Source organism: Terrimonas sp., assembly GCF_003075435.1.
In the GTDB taxonomy this organism is placed as follows: Bacteria; Bacteroidota; Bacteroidia; order Chitinophagales; family Chitinophagaceae; genus Agriterribacter.
In genome coordinates this window covers 238,494-253,050 of record NZ_QCZJ01000006.1, presented here as the reverse complement: position 1 = coordinate 253,050, position 14,557 = coordinate 238,494, and the positions used below count along the sequence as shown (strand labels likewise).

The window sequence follows — 14,557 nt, the reverse complement described above, 5'->3', positions numbered from 1 at the left end:
TGAAATTGACTGCCGGAAAGGTTTTGTGGTATCTTTTTCCATAACATGCAATATGCTCATCAACTCTTATACCTTTTCTATTTTTAATTATTAACATATGTGCATATCGTTTAATACAAGAGGCCTAATGTACAGACACTATAGGCTGAAGTTAGATGAGAATACAACGGGACGGTCAGTTTGAAAACTGCCCGGAGATATAAAGACTTTTCAAAGGTTTTTAAGGCGAGCGGTGTTGTTGTCGAACAAAAACCCGGTTCGCCAACAACGCTCGCCTTTTACTCCCGTTGGTCGCAAAAGGAAATACAGAAAACAAATTAAAAATGAAGATGTATGGAAACCGTGAAAAAGAAACAGAAAAAAGCCGGAAGACCGGCTAAAGCTATTAAAATGGAAATAAGAGCATGTGTGCGATTTACCCGTCATGAGTATTTTATCATCCGGGAAAAAGCTGTGCAGGCTGGCGTAAATGCTTCAGTTTATATCCGGCACATGGCCATTCAGGGAAAAATAAATTCCAGGCTTACCGCCGACGAAATGCAAACTATTAGGCAGTTGATCGGTATGTCGGTAAATATTAACCAGGTGGCAAAAATTTGTCACAGGGAAGGTTTATATGAAGCTATGCAGTACTTCGAACATTATAGGAACCTGTTTGATGGACTGCTTAAAAAATTAAAGCCATGATCAGTAAACCTGTTCCTGCCAATTCTTTTTATCATACCTGTCGCTATATCAGCAATAAACCCGGCGCTGAATTGTTGGCTGCCGAAGGAGTAAGAGGTCATGACTACAAATTGATGGCGGAAGATTTCCTGACCCAGCAACAATTAAGACCAGATAAAAAACAGGCTTGTTTTCACTCCATCCTTAGTTTTTACCCGGGCGAAAAACCGTCAGATGAAATAATGAAGGAGATCGCAACGAAGTATTTAAAGGAATTAGGTATTGTAAATACCCAATATGCCATTAGCAAGCATACGGATAAAGCACACCTGCATCTGCATATTGTAGCCAATATGGTCAGCAATGAAGGAAAGGCTATCAGTGATAGCTGGGTAGGGTTAAGGGGAAAGAAAATTGCGCAATGTCTCACGCAGGAGTATAAACTTGTTCCCGCTATCGAAAAAAATATCCGGCTTACTAACCTGGAAGCGCTTAACCATTCCGAAGCCAACAAATACAAAATCTATATTGTTATTTCGGAAAGTCTCCCACACTGCCGAACGATGGAAGAACTGGAATTGCGCCTGCTGAAACAGGGTATCGAAACACAATATAAATACAAAGGCCAAACACAGGAGAAGCAAGGAGTGAGTTTTAAACTGGAGAATATTTCTTTCAAAGGAAGTCAGGTCGACAGAAAATATTCTCTTCTGGGATTGGAAAAGACATTGGCTTTACAGCAAAAACAGGAATTGGAACAACGACACAATGTTGACAACAGGTTGGATTCCAAAGTGTATTCCTCTGGTGAAAAACCGCTTTTAAATCAAACTGAAAAGTCCAATTCAATACAAGAAAGTGGCAAGGATATTATCCAGGATATTGCTAAGGACATGGAAAAGGCTATTCAGATTTTGATGCAGAGTGAGCAAAGTCAGTCACAAACACCTTACGAATTAACGCAGGAAGCACTGCGTAAAAAGAGAAAGAAGCAATCCCAACAACTTAACCGGTAGATATATTTCTAAACCTAAAATGAAAAAATATGAATGAACAAAATAATAATACCAATGCAGCATTTATGGAAGTGACTACCCGAAAAGTGGAAGGGCAGGATAAAAAGATTACTGCTATTGAAGAAAAAATAAAAGATATACCTGCCAATACTGAACTGTTGCATAAAGTACTGAGAGGTGTTGATGGGCTACGCTCTGATATAAAGGAAGCCTCTTTGGTGCCAGATCAATTGATTCAGTTTTCAAACCGGCTTGAATTGGTGAAAGACCTATTGAAACAACCGCCGATAAATAAGGTCGTACATCATCATCACATACCAAAATTGATATGGATTTCTGTCGGGTTATTTATGGCATTATGTCTGGTATGTTCTGGCTGGTATATTGCCGGCACTAAATTAGAGGGATTCGTGGCCAGCGATACGAAGTACCGACACTTGCGGTTGGATACTGCTCATAAAGGTCTTCAGCTTTACCTTGACCAGTTGGACAGTGCATACAAGGCGCATCCCGATTTTAGGAAAAAAGTTCTTGAAACGGAAGAGGAATACCGGCTCAATTTTGAACGCCTGCAAAAAGCAGAGCGGCTGAAAACGGAGGCTAAAAGTCTGGAAAAAGCAGCCGGGAGGAATAAGGGCAGGATTAATTAATAGGCTGGGTGAGAATCTCAGCCTAACTGATTTTCAAATCAATCTTTCGCTTAGAAGGTCTTTCCAAACAACAAATCCCTTCTGCTTATCGCAATAATCATGGACAATGCGGCTAAAATTTTCCGGCGGAGCCGTTAGAAATTCCTGTCGTCCTTTCTTTCGGATTATATCCAGGTAATGGTCTATTTCTTTGAGCCTTAGTGGTAAATCGGAAATCCTTTTTGGGAAATGCCATAGATAGCTGGCTTCTTCCGTGTCAAGCGTTTCCAGGATGATGTGAAATTGCTCCATTCCTTCTAATAAGAATACAAAAGAAAACGGCTGTAACACAAACCGAATTTTTACTAAGTGACCTGCATGATTATCGGCAAGGTATCGCAAATGCCTATGATGTTTGAATTGGGAATGTTTAAGCATGTCTTCTAGGAGTTCTTCTCCTGATTCGTATAAAGGATGATTTATCTGAAGCTGCTGATCTATATCATTTATCTTATCCTGATTTGCCCGGACAAACAAAGGTTTGGTGACAAATTGAAAACGAACACCTTCAATAATTTGTTTATCTATCCTTTTAATATCGTCCGAGGTTGCTAATTGAGATATCAATTGTCCATTTTCTGTTTCTGCATATATACTTGCATTAATATGTTTTGATTTCAACGCCTTGATAAAATATGGTTTTAGCACTTCGAATTCAGGACGGATGTCATCATGCCCTATTTCAAATTCAATTTGAAAATTTAATTCCGAGGCTTGGTATGTAAAAGCAATGCTGCCATACCTAAACTCTAATGACTCTATCGCAACATTTACGTTCCGGTCAATAGTTACAGCAGTATTTTTTTCAGAAGGGGTATTACTCTCTTCAACAGGATCATCAAACAAACTCGCCTGCTTTTCCAGCTTTCTGTAATAAACGTTTCTTTTTAAAAACATTTTATTGAGATAATCGATCTTACTATCACGATAGTCGTATATAACCGGTGCTATCTCTGATCGTTGTACTCTCCCTATATACTGTATTAATTTCCCTTCAAACGAAAAAGGATATACGAGAAACAGACAAGAAGCATTTTGGAGGTCGGTTCCTTCTCCAAAAAACTGCCCTGTTGTAATAACTGCCTGATAATTTCCTGCATTCAGTATTTTCCATTTAGCAGTTCGGCTTGCTTCGGAATCATCACCATTTAATGTTATGACCTCATATGATTGTTTGAGATATTGGTGCAGCGAATCAATATGTTCTTTCCGTTCTGTAAGGATTACTACCTTTTTACCGCTATTCAGCTCGTTGATGATGTCATTCAAAATCAATTTATTTCTGGAAGAATCATGTACCAATATCTTCGATAAAGTTTCAAACCTGTCTGTTTTGGGGTTGAATGGAACATCCAGCTCCGTGTTTCTTATAACAACAGACGCCTGCTTATGTCTGCCGGTTTGCTGTGCTGTAATTTCAGCAATTATTTCCCCGAGGTGAATAAAAATCAGTTTGCCATCATTGTATTTCCGGAAGGGAGTAGCTGTCAATCCGTATAAATAATAGCTATTGCACTGGTGGATTGTTTTACTGTAGCTTTCAGCAGGAATGTGGTGACATTCATCAATCAGTATTGTTCCGAATGCATTTTTTAATGCTTCATCTTTTTCAATTTCTTTAGTAAGGCTTTGAATAGTAGCAACGGTGATGTGTTTACCTATCTTTAATTTTCCTTTTCCTATTTTCCCTATTTCATGTTGCGGAATGCCCAAGAAAGCTTCGATTCTTTCGATCCATTGTTCCATCAACTGTTTCCGGTGAACCACTATTAATGCCGGTTGTTGCTTATCGGCAATAATCTTTAACCCGATTACTGTTTTCCCTGAACCTGGTGGCGCAACAATCACTCCCATCTCTTTTTTGCTCGTTGCTTCAAGGGCAGGCACCTGGTAGTCTCTTAACAATGCCTTAAACTTAAATGAAACTGAGGCCTTCTTTTGCCTGCCATCCTTAAAGCTGTAGGCAATACCGGCATCCTTACAAAACCTTAGTGCTTTACCTGCAAAACCTCTTGGTAAAATAACTTCGTCTTCGGTTTCTTCTATAAAACGGAAATAACGTTCTGTTCCAAATGTATTTCTCCCGGCCTTCTTTTTTATGATAAAGGCTGAGTTAGTAAAATTCAACTCTTCTTTAAGGAAAGTGATAAGCGTAAGTGGTATTGCTGATCGGGTGAATCGTAAAGCATTGTCTAATGATACAATTAGTTCGCCGCTGCTTAAAGGTGCAACGTTTTTTGTTGTGCTGTTGCCGTCAACAGCAACTTTGTTATAAATTTCATCCAGTAGTTTTATGTCAGTTCTTTCAATCTCTGAAAGAACATTCCATTGTTCTGGAAATGGTATGAGTGTTTCCGGATCAATGAAGCAACTATTTCCTTCATCCAACGCAAGTTTATGTAATGGCAATGCTATGAGATTGCCAAGCCCCTTTCCCGAAAGCGTATCCTGATTGGGAAATAACCTGTCAAAGCTTGAATTCTTATCAAATACCGAAATCACTCCAGATTCAGTTAGGAGTGATAGGAATATCCGTCTACTTTTTAAAGCAGCATATGCCTGGCTGAAAAATACCCATACATGTCCGCCTTTACCCGAACGTGAACGCTCAAGATATGCAGGTATATTTTTGGATTTGCAACATTCCAAAAGTTTTTTGCTATCAGCTATCCAGTTCAGTTCATCAAAATCGGCAACAATAAACCATGATGTATTGTTTTGTAGTAAAGGATATACTCCTATAAGCTGCTCACCGTTAAAATGTTTTGTAAGTTGGTCGTCTGTAAACGGCAAATACTTTTTGTCAGTGTATGATTGGAAAGTCCCTCCTTTCATTTTATGCGCCTTATATCTGTAAGGATCATACAAATATGCAGGCATATAACCACTCTTTCCTTCCCCTCCTGGAGATTTGGCAGGTATTTCCCAACGGGTTGCAAATACATCCTCCCGACCTTTGAAAAGGGAACGGTATAGTTGCAATTTTTTATCAATGCTAAGTTCTGACAAATCAGTAATCTACTTTTAACCTTTCTATTTTAATTCTTTTAAAAGAAGCCGAAAGCCAATTCATTAACCTCTTGACCTGATGCATATCTGCATACAACTCCTCTTTAGGCTCGGTAATTCCATATCTAAATGCTACACCCTTTGGGTCTGAGTAATGAAAGGCTTTGATGATATTTTCAAACCATTCCGGAGGGCTTGTATTAAATTCATTCTTTAAAACAGCTTTTAGCTTCAATAACAGATCATGTAGATTGTGATTAATCTCCTCTCCGGTAATGGATTTGATATACAATTCTGTTGCGTGCCGATAATTGTATATAGCTGGTTGAAATAGTTCTCGTTCTTCGTGATTTTTATGTGCTATCTCTACCAGCTTGTCACCAGCCATTTTGAATGAATCCGCAGTCGAAAAAATATCTCCCAGTTCAAATTCGCCGCCGAAGACTACACCTCTCCATGTTTCGTCAATATCCCCGGGCATTGCCCTGAATAAGGGTGTAATAGAAGTTATAAGATTATCAATGGAATCATATTCAAATTGACTACGGGAGTTTAATCCTAATTTGATATATTCAATATCAGGATCATCTTCCCAATACATAAGAATGTAAGCAAAAACTCTTACATCATCTATCAAGAATTGGCGAGGTGTTCCTTTTGCCGGATTAGCCCCAGCGCTCAAATAATCAGAGAAAATGTATGCCCATTTTTTTATTGTATCTCTATCCATGTCAAATAAGCGTGCAGTTTCCGAAACGCCATATTTCATGGAATAATTAATCATCCTATTATTTTTTATCCAGTTTTAAAAGCATATAATCGGTTAAAAAATATCCTCCCGTTTTAGGAGCCCCCTTGAACTCTACCAGTTGCGTAAGTTTTTGCATATCTCTGCGTACTGAAACTTCTGATACTCCTGTGAGTTTCGCCAGGTCTTTCGATTTGAGGCCGGGCTGCTTAACCAATTCCTGTATAACCTTTACCATCCTTTGCTTTACTGTATCACTTACTGTATCACTTACTGTATCACTTACTGTATCACTTACTGTATCATCTATCACTATAGCTTTCCCGTCGGGCAATGGAATAATCGTTTTAAAAGTTCCGCCTTCTATAAACACAGCTTTTCCCTTACCTGCATATTCTTTCATTAACCGGGTAGTGGTTAATATGCCAGAACCCAGCTCCTCCACCCGGCCCAACTGAATAAAGAATTTGGCTATCAGCGGATTTTTGGGAAAAGGAACAAAATTAGTTGGGTCAATAGGGCCTTCGCCATGAGGGTTGTTGGCGTTTTCTGTTTCCACCCGGTCAGCATAAATAACAAAAGTGGCGGGTGCCGCATTAGTGTATTCACGATGAATGATAAGATTGGCAGCAATTTCCCGGAATATGGTGGTACGGAGACTTATCCGTTGGTCACCTTGCAGGTAAAATTTATCGGGCAGATGGCGGTTTACAAAATCCATCAATAGTTCATACGCTTCAATAAGATTGGTCTGGATGTATAACCGGTCATCATACCGATCTGTATTGTTTATTCTTACCAGCGCATCAATTTTATAGTGGGGTATTATCTGCTGAATAACTTCATCCTTACCCAGTAGCAAAGCCGCAGCGAGCGTAAAACCCTCCTGTCCACTCAGGTAATCTTTTTTCCACAGGCCAGAAATTTCCATCATCTGCCTGTCATCCAATGCCAGCCAGGGGTGAGCCGGATTGTTGCTGCGGATAAGATTGCGGACTTTAGGAAAAAGCTCCTGTTTAAAGTCCTCCATTCGCAACGCAGGATAAATAATACCTTCCGTATAATGATTGCGCTTACGGTTGGCAATTTCTGCAATCCGGTGTGGCTGCTCTACTTTAAAATCACCGTCATTGCTACGGTCGTAAATGATCTTCCCCGTTTTATGCACCTGTGAGCTTGCCGGTACCTGTATGTGAATGACCTTCCGGCCGTTGATATCATATACCTGCGGAAAAAGAATAAAAGGTGGATCGAGCTTTTGCGGATTATTAGAAAGGTTTACCAGATCGGTTACCATCTTTGAGACCACATTTTCATCAACTCCCAAAACACTTCCATTATCATCAACACCCAGAAGGATATCACCACCATCACGATTAAGCATGGCACAGATGGTTTCAAACAAATTATCCGGCAACGCAGTGATTGCCTCCTTGAACTCAAGGTGAATATTTTCTTTTTGTTTTAACAGGCGTTTGATTCGTTCCGTATTCATACCAATTTTTACTTGTACACTGCTTACACACTCGCTGGTACACAAGTTAATAAGTAATTCCTTTTCCCAATAATTCAGTTCAGACATAACCCTTTTGCTTACTAACCGCTTACTTCGATAAGCCTAGTTATTCTCATCTAACTAAGCTACTATATCCTAAATGATAATTTTGCTTCGGCAATTGCATAAGTTTTTATTTTCACCAACTTAGTTATACCTGGTTACAGGTTGGTAACTAAGTTTGGTGCATTATCATTACCCATTCCGGTCATTTCCCGGCCAATTTACGGCCAATGCGGTCATTTGATACCGAACAAAATCTGCGAAACAGGAATCAAAAAATGAACAGTAAACCCATTGTACTGGCAAAAATTTGAATCCTTCCCAGTTTCACCTGGTTCGTTGTTATTTGCTCATTTCAGGAACCCTTTGATGCAATTATGGTGCAATTATGATGCAATTGGTGCAATTATGGTGCAATTATGGTGCAATTCCCAACTCATAGTAGGAACCGGCACCTTTTGACTCTGAATATCTCGAAACACCCTTTTTCACCAATGACTGTAAATCTCTGGTTGCAGTAATCCTTGCCACTCCTAAAATTTCCTGGTACTGCTTATTGGTAATCTTTCCGTTTTCTGTTACATATTTCACCGCCTTTAACTGCCGCTCATTCAAACCCATTTTCCTCAGCCCAGCCTCAATATAGCGATCCTTAAACAACGTAACTAAAATACCTCCGTCCTGTTCAATAATTTCCGGCTCTGGTAACCCGGCTTCCCGGCAGGAGTTAATAATTTTAAGCGTACCCCGTCCCCAGGCGTCAATATAACCGCCTTTAAAGCACACATCTGCGATTAGAGGATTCCGGGGACGTGATGGATGTTGCCGCTTTAATGATTCAAGAGATAGTCCTTGTGGCAGCAATCCCTCATTCCAGCTACTGAATCGGTTATCATACATCCTGATCTGCACAGCGCTACCCATATAATCTCTATGAACCAACGCATTCAGCAGCATTTCTCTTAAAGCCGCTACCGGGTATTCGCCTTTCTCAACTCTTAGCAACCCCTCAAAGCTGACTGCTTTAGTGAAAAATTTCCTGTTGAGCAGCTCCGGCACTTCCTGCAAAAGATGAATAAGATTCCCTTCTGCTGTTTCCTGAAACTTCAGATCATCATCTGAAGTACCAAACCGGCCGATCTTCACTAATATATTGGGGTAAAATCTACCAGGATCTTTGCCAAAAAGAACAATTGCTCCACGTTTTATTTTCCCAGCTTCTGAAAGGCGAAGCTTTTCCAAAAGCTCCGGCAATGTGGCTGCACCCATATCAGGCAGACGACCACTTTTTTGTGCAGCCATTAAATAGTCGTCAACCGACTTTTTATCTATGTCATTAATAGATGCAGAAGGCTCTATAACATCATCCCATGTTTTTCCTGTTTTACGTAAGAGGAATTATATTCTCCTTATCGGTGGGTGTTTCCCCCTTCTGATAAAATAACCCAAGAGAAGTTGCAGTACTTACCTCTATACTTTATCTGCCACCTAAAATTGTGCTGGTATGTGAAGACACATACCAGTAGGGAAAAATTTGAACTCATAATCTTATCGAACTCGCGTTATTTTATTTTCAGATACCAGCTTTTGTTTTTCATGGCATCGTCCCTTGCGTCGCAATCACTTCATCTGCATTTTTTCATGGCAGCAAAGAGCACTTTCTCTATCGGTGGGTGTCTCTTACCCACCGAAAAAAGCAAGCAAAGGACATTTATGTTGGTATGTGAAGACACATGCCAGTAGAGAAAAGAGCAAAATTCAATTTCCTTGAACGTCGAGACTGAAAGCTAAAGCAGCTTATACTGCATCCATGAAATCGTTTCACCTTTATGTTAGGGTAATACAGATCCTAGGTCGAACTACTTCTATGTGACTTAGTAAAGTTGCTGTTTCTATTTATTGTAAACCAATAAATTGTAAATGGGATATTTATAGATTTCCGAGTTTCTAATGACTAGATGAATACTAACAACCTTCTCATTCTCTTTTCTTGCATATATAAATCTATGCCCCTTTCCATCCTTTTCAGCTAAGTCATTCACAATTGCAAAGCCCTCGCTTTTAAGTTCACTCTTAATTTTTATATAATTACTTTCAGAATTAAATATCCACCAAATACATCGATCTCTTAGGGAGCTGTCAACGACGTTCGGGTAGTAAGCTATGGCTATAGAATTCAGCATGGCAAGATTATCTTTAAGAGTATACCTCACTTCATCGTTGTTACTTTTTGAGAGCAGATATCCTTTTTGGATAACTTTTGAATCAAAAAAATCGATATCGTTATTTTCTAAATCAATAAGTTCAGGAATGGTAAAACTTTGGGCTGGCCCTGTTTTCACTAGAATAGCTAAAAACGCCGTAAAAAATGCAAATTTCATAATTAAAATTATTGATTGAATTAAGGATGCAAATCTGAAACATTAAAATTAGTATGAATTTGGTTGGGTTAAGTATATATATTATCAAATCGCTTCAGATCCCTCAAGCAATATAATGCAACCCTTTCGTGGGTTGCTGATTCATACTATAAGTATGAGTTCTTAAGAACGGTTTATACAGAAATTGGAAGCCATAGTAAGCAGATTTCTGATTTAGTTCATAGCCAATTTCAGAAATACCTTTATATTGATAACTTTTCCTATTCTGAACACAAATTTTATATTGATCTACTCCAAAATTTAGATAGAAACAAGCTTACATTTGAGGAAGAAAAGCTATTGGAATTCCAATTAGAAAAAATAAGCTGGCTTGATAATTTGGAGTTATTCTCGAAACTCGAAGATATATTTCCTGATACTTATGAGAAGATTACTACGAATCAAGTGTTTGTAGACAGAGTTGGTGAAATAGTTGCAGAGGAAATGTCATCTGTTGACAATTCAGATTTAGACTCACTTAAAAATCAGATTCAGGGTATTGAATCTCTATACAATCTATCATTAACTGATGAATTGGAAGAATTGGAGAAACATGAAAAAGAATATGCCGCTTATCTTGATTCCGAAGCGGAAAGCTATATTGAAGATAGAACTCGAGATGTAGATGAGCGAAATGAGATGAGGGAGGGTAGAGTAATTGAAGAAATTTTTAATAGCCTTGTTGAACGATAGTAAAAATCAGGAAATAAACGGATGAATTTTAGGTTGAGCTATAAGGAACTGATTTTCCGAAAAGACTGAAAAATTTCTTCTTATGGATGAGTGTTTTCCACCCTCCCCTCCGATAAAAGAAACGATGAACCATTATCCCTAAATATAGGAACCTATCTCTCACTTCTTCCCTGTTCTTTTCCCTTTCTCCGCAATTACCGCCAACTCCTTGAGTATTTTTTTCACCTCTCCTCCATCAATGTCTTTAGACGAAATAAAAAAATCCTTCAGATCACGATTGATGGTGAGTGCAATGCGAAAGAAAGTAGAAAGCGGAGGTTGTATTGTATTGGTAGCCCATTTCGAAACAGTTGCAGGTTCATAACCTAATGTTTCTGCTAGCTGCTTATTAGAGACCCGTTCTTCTTTTAAAACAACTGCCAGCCTGTTTATAACCAGATGGGTGGGTTTTCTTTTGGAGTTCATTATTTTACTCATCGGGCAAATAAATTGTGCTTATAGAACACAATTTACAAGATTGTAAAAAATTGATTTTCAAGAGAAAGAGATCTTGTGGAAAATAATATTGTTATTGTATAACAATTGTGTTATATTGCATAACAATTTTATTAATTCATTTTATGACTTAGAAATTATACTATAACATATAAAAGCGTATTTGCTTTATTCCCGATTCTGAAATTACGACATATCATTGATCTCGGGAGGATAAGGTAAATCGCTCGCGTTTTCCTTATTTTTAAGGTTCAGGCGTGGGCGTTCTTATTTGAGATCAGGGTGTCGTAACCCTCAGAATCATTAAGGACTAACCCACGTCTATTTTTTTGGCTGCCGGTTGGTCTTTTCAACAAATTTTCTCACTTCAAAAACACCTGAATGAAAAAGACTTCAACCAAAAAGGGCATGCAACAGAAACCTCGTCCAGTATTAAAATGGCAAACCGGCGCTTACGACCGTGATGCTAACTTTAAATTCGTTCTTCCTTATCAATTCCTGCTGCTTTGCCGGCTGGTTGATAAAACACCCAGGGAAATCATCTGGGATTTTACTGATAATCTGGCCTGCGCCAGTTCGAACCGGGAAGGCAGGGATGCTGCGAAAGAACATCTCATCAATTATTTTATTGCTCATGGATATGGTCAGCATCATTACAGCGAAGAAGATATCCGCCAGATATTTAAGGAAATGGATGCCATTGGAATGCTATTTCCGCGCGAAAGCAATGGTAAAATGAATTTGATAGACCTATATGCCAAATGGCGGGATAAACATCATACCTACTTTTTCAAGAAATGGTTTAGAAAGCCAAGGCGTAAACTATCAAAAAAGGAGGAGATATGAAGCCGTTTACGATATACCATTTTGGCAAGGATGCCCATTTCTCAAATCAGCAACGTTTGGTTGACTTGATAGTAAACGCAGCGAACCCTACAATGATCTTTCTGCTGGGTGCTTCTTTGCTCCGGCGAAGAAGCGAAAGCATATTTCAGCAAACGGCTCCTACTTCCCAGCACATGGCAGATTATATTCTCTTGATTTTAATGGAAGACCTCAACAATAAAGAGGCACACGAATGGCAGGATAAGATAGAAACCCATTGCAAAGCATTTATACCAGTAACTACCATCGTATTACAAAAAAGCGCTTTTGAAGAATGGCTGAGAGTAGGGAATTCATTTGCAATAAACGTACAGCAATCGGCGGTAGTCATCTATAATTCCGGAAGTTGCCAATTACCTGTTTCACAGACTGCAAATCATGATGTAGCAGCCGAAAAAAATCTTGCAGAAGGGCTAACAAAGGCGAAAGAGTTTCTTGCCGGATCGGAACTGTATAGAATCAGAAAGCAACATGCTATGGCAGCTTTCATGTTACATCAATCGGCAGAGCAGGCTTTGCGTACTTTGTTGAAGGCGGGTACTGGCTACCATGCCAACACCCACAGTATTGACAGGCTATTGCGTTATGCAGGGCTGGTATCCTATCAACTACCTGATATTTTTCCTCAAAAAACCGAAGAGGAAAAACGGCTTTTCAACCTTCTGCAAAAAGCATATATAGACACCCGGTATAAAGAGGATTATAAAATTAGTAATGCCGATCTCTTAAAGCTTACGGAAAAGATAAGTCACATTCATGAAATACTAGAGCAGACCGGAAAACACCCGGTAAAGCATACAATGTCACCAACAGCATTATGAACGGAGAAAGCACAGCAACAAAGCGATTTCAAAAGCCCTACCACTTTTTAACCAAGTTGGAAAAGCAGGGCGTTCATTGCCTCTCTGAAGTATTTAAAAACTTTCATCTTGACGATTTCAGGCGTGAACTCAAACTATGGTTACATATTGCTCTATCTAACGACCAGAGTGCTTATGATGAAGGCAACACAAGAGAAGATCTGATTGACTTCATAGCGGAACTACATAAGCTTATTGAAGCGCTTTATATCCTGCACAAAAAAAGTAATTATTCAAAAAAGAATATGCCGGGAAAGGGGCTATCAAGACAAATACAGCGGATGTTAAGGGAGATGAATATTCCCGTTTTGTTAAACGATGAAGAAATGCGCAAGCCTGCTTTAGCTATTAAAGCTTTTTGCAAGACCTTCCCTTCTGGTTATGCAAAGGCAGAGATACTGGATATGCTGGATGCTGTTGTTACATACGATGGCAATAAAAAAATATATAATGGAAACCTGGTATTATTTTATCAGCACCTCTATTGCCTGATTAAGCTTGCCTATCAAATGAATAAAATTAAAAACCGAAAATCGCATTAAACTTAACCACAAAGACGAAGAATCAACTGCAGTACAAGGCCAACACGAAGCCATTATATCCGAAGCACTTTTTTATGAAGTGCAGGATCTTTTGTTGGGAAGAAAAAGAAAAGAAAGACCCGCTACACAGATCACAGTGGATGAACAAATGCCTTTGCGTGGTTTTCTTATTTGTCCCAAATGTGGTCGCATGTTAACCGGTAGTGCATCAAAAGGTCGCTACAATCATTACTATTATTATCACTGTGTTTCTTCCTGCGGGAGTAGGTTTAGAACAGAAAATGCCAATAGTCTTTTTGTGCGGGAGCTGAGAAAATATGTACCCAAGCCGGGCATGAGTGACATATATGTTGTCACACTAAAAGAATCTTACTACGAACAAACCCGGAGCCAGCAGAGCAACAGAAAGCAAATCATTTCGCAAATAGATGATCTGAATATACGGTTAAAAAATGCCAGAGAATTAGTCGCCGATCAAAAACTTGACCCGGAAGATTACCGGGAATTAAAGCTAGACTGTACCAACAAAATTACCATACTGGAAGCAAACCTGGCAGGCTCTTCCCAGGTAGAAAAGAGTATTGACGGGCTATTAAATCAAGCAGTCAGCAATCTTTCCAGGTTAGATATTTTGTATGATGAGGGAACAGTTACGCAGAAACGTCAAATCATTGGTTCGATATATCCGGAAAAACTTGTTTTTGACGGTTTTCAATATCGAACCACCCGATTAAACGAAGCCGTTCGGCTGATATTTACACTGGGAGGGGGTTTGAGCGAAATAAAAAACCGGAAAAGTAGCAAGAAATTGCACCTTTCCGGTGAAGTAGTCCCGACAAGAATCGAACTTGTATCTAAAGTTTAGGAAACTTCTATTCTATCCATTGAACTACGGGACCAAATTATTACACAAGTAATAACGGGCTGCAAAAATAGTGGTTTCATAAGATTTTCAACTGCTAATTTTCAGTACTTT

The 14,557-nt window shown here is 39.0% G+C and carries 14 protein-coding genes and 1 tRNA gene; 8 read left to right on the top strand and 7 right to left on the bottom strand.

Features of this window, described 5'->3' with window-relative positions:
* Positions 1–333: 333 nt before the first annotated feature.
* From DC498_RS09350 to DC498_RS09340, 3 genes are read left to right on the top strand one after another with little or no spacing between them, the layout of a single operon-like run.
* The gene (locus DC498_RS09350; RefSeq protein ID WP_116873875.1) at positions 334–687 is read left to right on the top strand and encodes a plasmid mobilization protein; all 354 of its coding nucleotides are present in this window, start codon (positions 334–336) and stop codon (positions 685–687) included.
* Positions 684–1,682, top strand: coding sequence for a relaxase/mobilization nuclease domain-containing protein (locus DC498_RS09345; protein ID WP_116873874.1), 999 nt, complete (start codon positions 684–686; stop codon positions 1,680–1,682). Before DC498_RS09350 ends, DC498_RS09345 begins: the two co-directional genes overlap by 4 nt.
* A 29-nt stretch (positions 1,683–1,711) precedes the next feature.
* Positions 1,712–2,332, top strand: a complete 621-nt coding sequence (locus tag DC498_RS09340) for a hypothetical protein (RefSeq protein WP_116873873.1) — start codon at positions 1,712–1,714, stop codon at positions 2,330–2,332.
* Positions 2,333–2,365: 33 nt separating this feature from the next.
* On the opposite strand, the gene DC498_RS09335 is transcribed toward DC498_RS09340, so the two are convergent.
* The 5 genes from DC498_RS09335 to DC498_RS09315 form a co-directional block, all read right to left on the bottom strand.
* On the bottom strand, positions 2,366–5,380 hold the full coding sequence (locus DC498_RS09335) for a DEAD/DEAH box helicase (protein WP_206197569.1): 3,015 nt from the start codon (positions 5,378–5,380) through the stop codon (positions 2,366–2,368).
* 1 nt (position 5,381) lies between these two features.
* Entirely contained in the window at positions 5,382–6,149 is a 768-nt protein-coding gene (locus tag DC498_RS09330) for a hypothetical protein (RefSeq protein WP_133176806.1), read from the bottom strand.
* Between the two features lie 19 nt (positions 6,150–6,168).
* On the bottom strand, positions 6,169–7,623 hold the full coding sequence (locus DC498_RS09325; protein ID WP_165813804.1) for an RNA-binding domain-containing protein: 1,455 nt from the start codon (positions 7,621–7,623) through the stop codon (positions 6,169–6,171).
* A gap of 480 nt (positions 7,624–8,103) precedes the next feature.
* On the bottom strand, positions 8,104–8,988 hold the full coding sequence (locus DC498_RS09320) for an ATP-binding protein (protein WP_206197568.1): 885 nt from the start codon (positions 8,986–8,988) through the stop codon (positions 8,104–8,106).
* Between the two features lie 590 nt (positions 8,989–9,578).
* A complete protein-coding gene (locus DC498_RS09315) occupies positions 9,579–10,067 on the bottom strand; it encodes a hypothetical protein (RefSeq protein WP_116873870.1) in 489 nt (162 codons plus the stop codon).
* A gap of 339 nt (positions 10,068–10,406) precedes the next feature.
* Between DC498_RS09315 and DC498_RS09310 the strand changes: the two genes are divergently transcribed.
* On the top strand, positions 10,407–10,799 hold the full coding sequence (locus DC498_RS09310) for a hypothetical protein (RefSeq protein WP_116873869.1): 393 nt from the start codon (positions 10,407–10,409) through the stop codon (positions 10,797–10,799).
* A gap of 159 nt (positions 10,800–10,958) precedes the next feature.
* Here the strand turns inward: DC498_RS09310 and DC498_RS09305 are convergent, their stop codons facing one another.
* Positions 10,959–11,264: a helix-turn-helix domain-containing protein gene (locus DC498_RS09305; protein WP_116873889.1), complete on the bottom strand. Its 306-nt coding sequence runs from the start codon at positions 11,262–11,264 to the stop codon at positions 10,959–10,961.
* A 411-nt stretch (positions 11,265–11,675) separates the two neighbouring features.
* Here DC498_RS09305 and DC498_RS09300 point away from each other — a divergent pair, with 411 nt between their 5' ends.
* The 4 genes from DC498_RS09300 to DC498_RS26760 are packed head-to-tail and all read left to right on the top strand — an operon-like array spanning position 11,676 to position 14,446.
* Positions 11,676–12,140, top strand: a complete 465-nt coding sequence (locus DC498_RS09300) for a hypothetical protein (protein ID WP_116873868.1) — start codon at positions 11,676–11,678, stop codon at positions 12,138–12,140.
* A complete protein-coding gene (locus DC498_RS09295; RefSeq protein WP_116873867.1) occupies positions 12,137–13,000 on the top strand; it encodes a HEPN domain-containing protein in 864 nt (287 codons plus the stop codon). The genes DC498_RS09300 and DC498_RS09295 overlap by 4 nt, the downstream gene beginning before the upstream one ends.
* Positions 12,997–13,581, top strand: coding sequence for a hypothetical protein (locus DC498_RS09290; protein WP_116873866.1), 585 nt, complete (start codon positions 12,997–12,999; stop codon positions 13,579–13,581). The genes DC498_RS09295 and DC498_RS09290 overlap by 4 nt, the downstream gene beginning before the upstream one ends.
* Entirely contained in the window at positions 13,553–14,446 is an 894-nt protein-coding gene (locus DC498_RS26760; protein ID WP_370443898.1) for a recombinase family protein, read from the top strand. The genes DC498_RS09290 and DC498_RS26760 overlap by 29 nt, the downstream gene beginning before the upstream one ends.
* On the opposite strand, the gene DC498_RS09285 is transcribed toward DC498_RS26760, so the two are convergent.
* A tRNA-Arg gene (locus DC498_RS09285) sits at positions 14,409–14,480 on the bottom strand. The two genes, DC498_RS26760 and DC498_RS09285, sit on opposite strands and share 38 nt — an antisense overlap.
* Between the last annotated feature and the right edge of the window lie 77 nt (positions 14,481–14,557).

Bases quoted from the DNA above. Each gene is read 5' to 3' on its own strand.
- DC498_RS09350 (WP_116873875.1), top strand. From the start codon at position 334: ATGGAAACCGTGAAAAAGAAACAGAAAAAAGCCGGAAGACCGGCTAAA.
- DC498_RS09345 (WP_116873874.1), top strand. From the start codon at position 684: ATGATCAGTAAACCTGTTCCTGCCAATTCTTTTTATCATACCTGTCGC.
- DC498_RS09340 (WP_116873873.1), top strand. From the start codon at position 1,712: ATGAATGAACAAAATAATAATACCAATGCAGCATTTATGGAAGTGACT.
- DC498_RS09330 (WP_133176806.1), bottom strand. From the start codon at position 6,149: ATGAAATATGGCGTTTCGGAAACTGCACGCTTATTTGACATGGATAGA.
- DC498_RS09325 (WP_165813804.1), bottom strand. From the start codon at position 7,623: ATGAATACGGAACGAATCAAACGCCTGTTAAAACAAAAAGAAAATATT.
- DC498_RS09320 (WP_206197568.1), bottom strand. From the start codon at position 8,988: ATGGCTGCACAAAAAAGTGGTCGTCTGCCTGATATGGGTGCAGCCACA.
- DC498_RS09315 (WP_116873870.1), bottom strand. From the start codon at position 10,067: ATGAAATTTGCATTTTTTACGGCGTTTTTAGCTATTCTAGTGAAAACA.
- DC498_RS09305 (WP_116873889.1), bottom strand. From the start codon at position 11,264: ATGAACTCCAAAAGAAAACCCACCCATCTGGTTATAAACAGGCTGGCA.
- DC498_RS09300 (WP_116873868.1), top strand. From the start codon at position 11,676: ATGAAAAAGACTTCAACCAAAAAGGGCATGCAACAGAAACCTCGTCCA.
- DC498_RS09295 (WP_116873867.1), top strand. From the start codon at position 12,137: ATGAAGCCGTTTACGATATACCATTTTGGCAAGGATGCCCATTTCTCA.
- DC498_RS09290 (WP_116873866.1), top strand. From the start codon at position 12,997: ATGAACGGAGAAAGCACAGCAACAAAGCGATTTCAAAAGCCCTACCAC.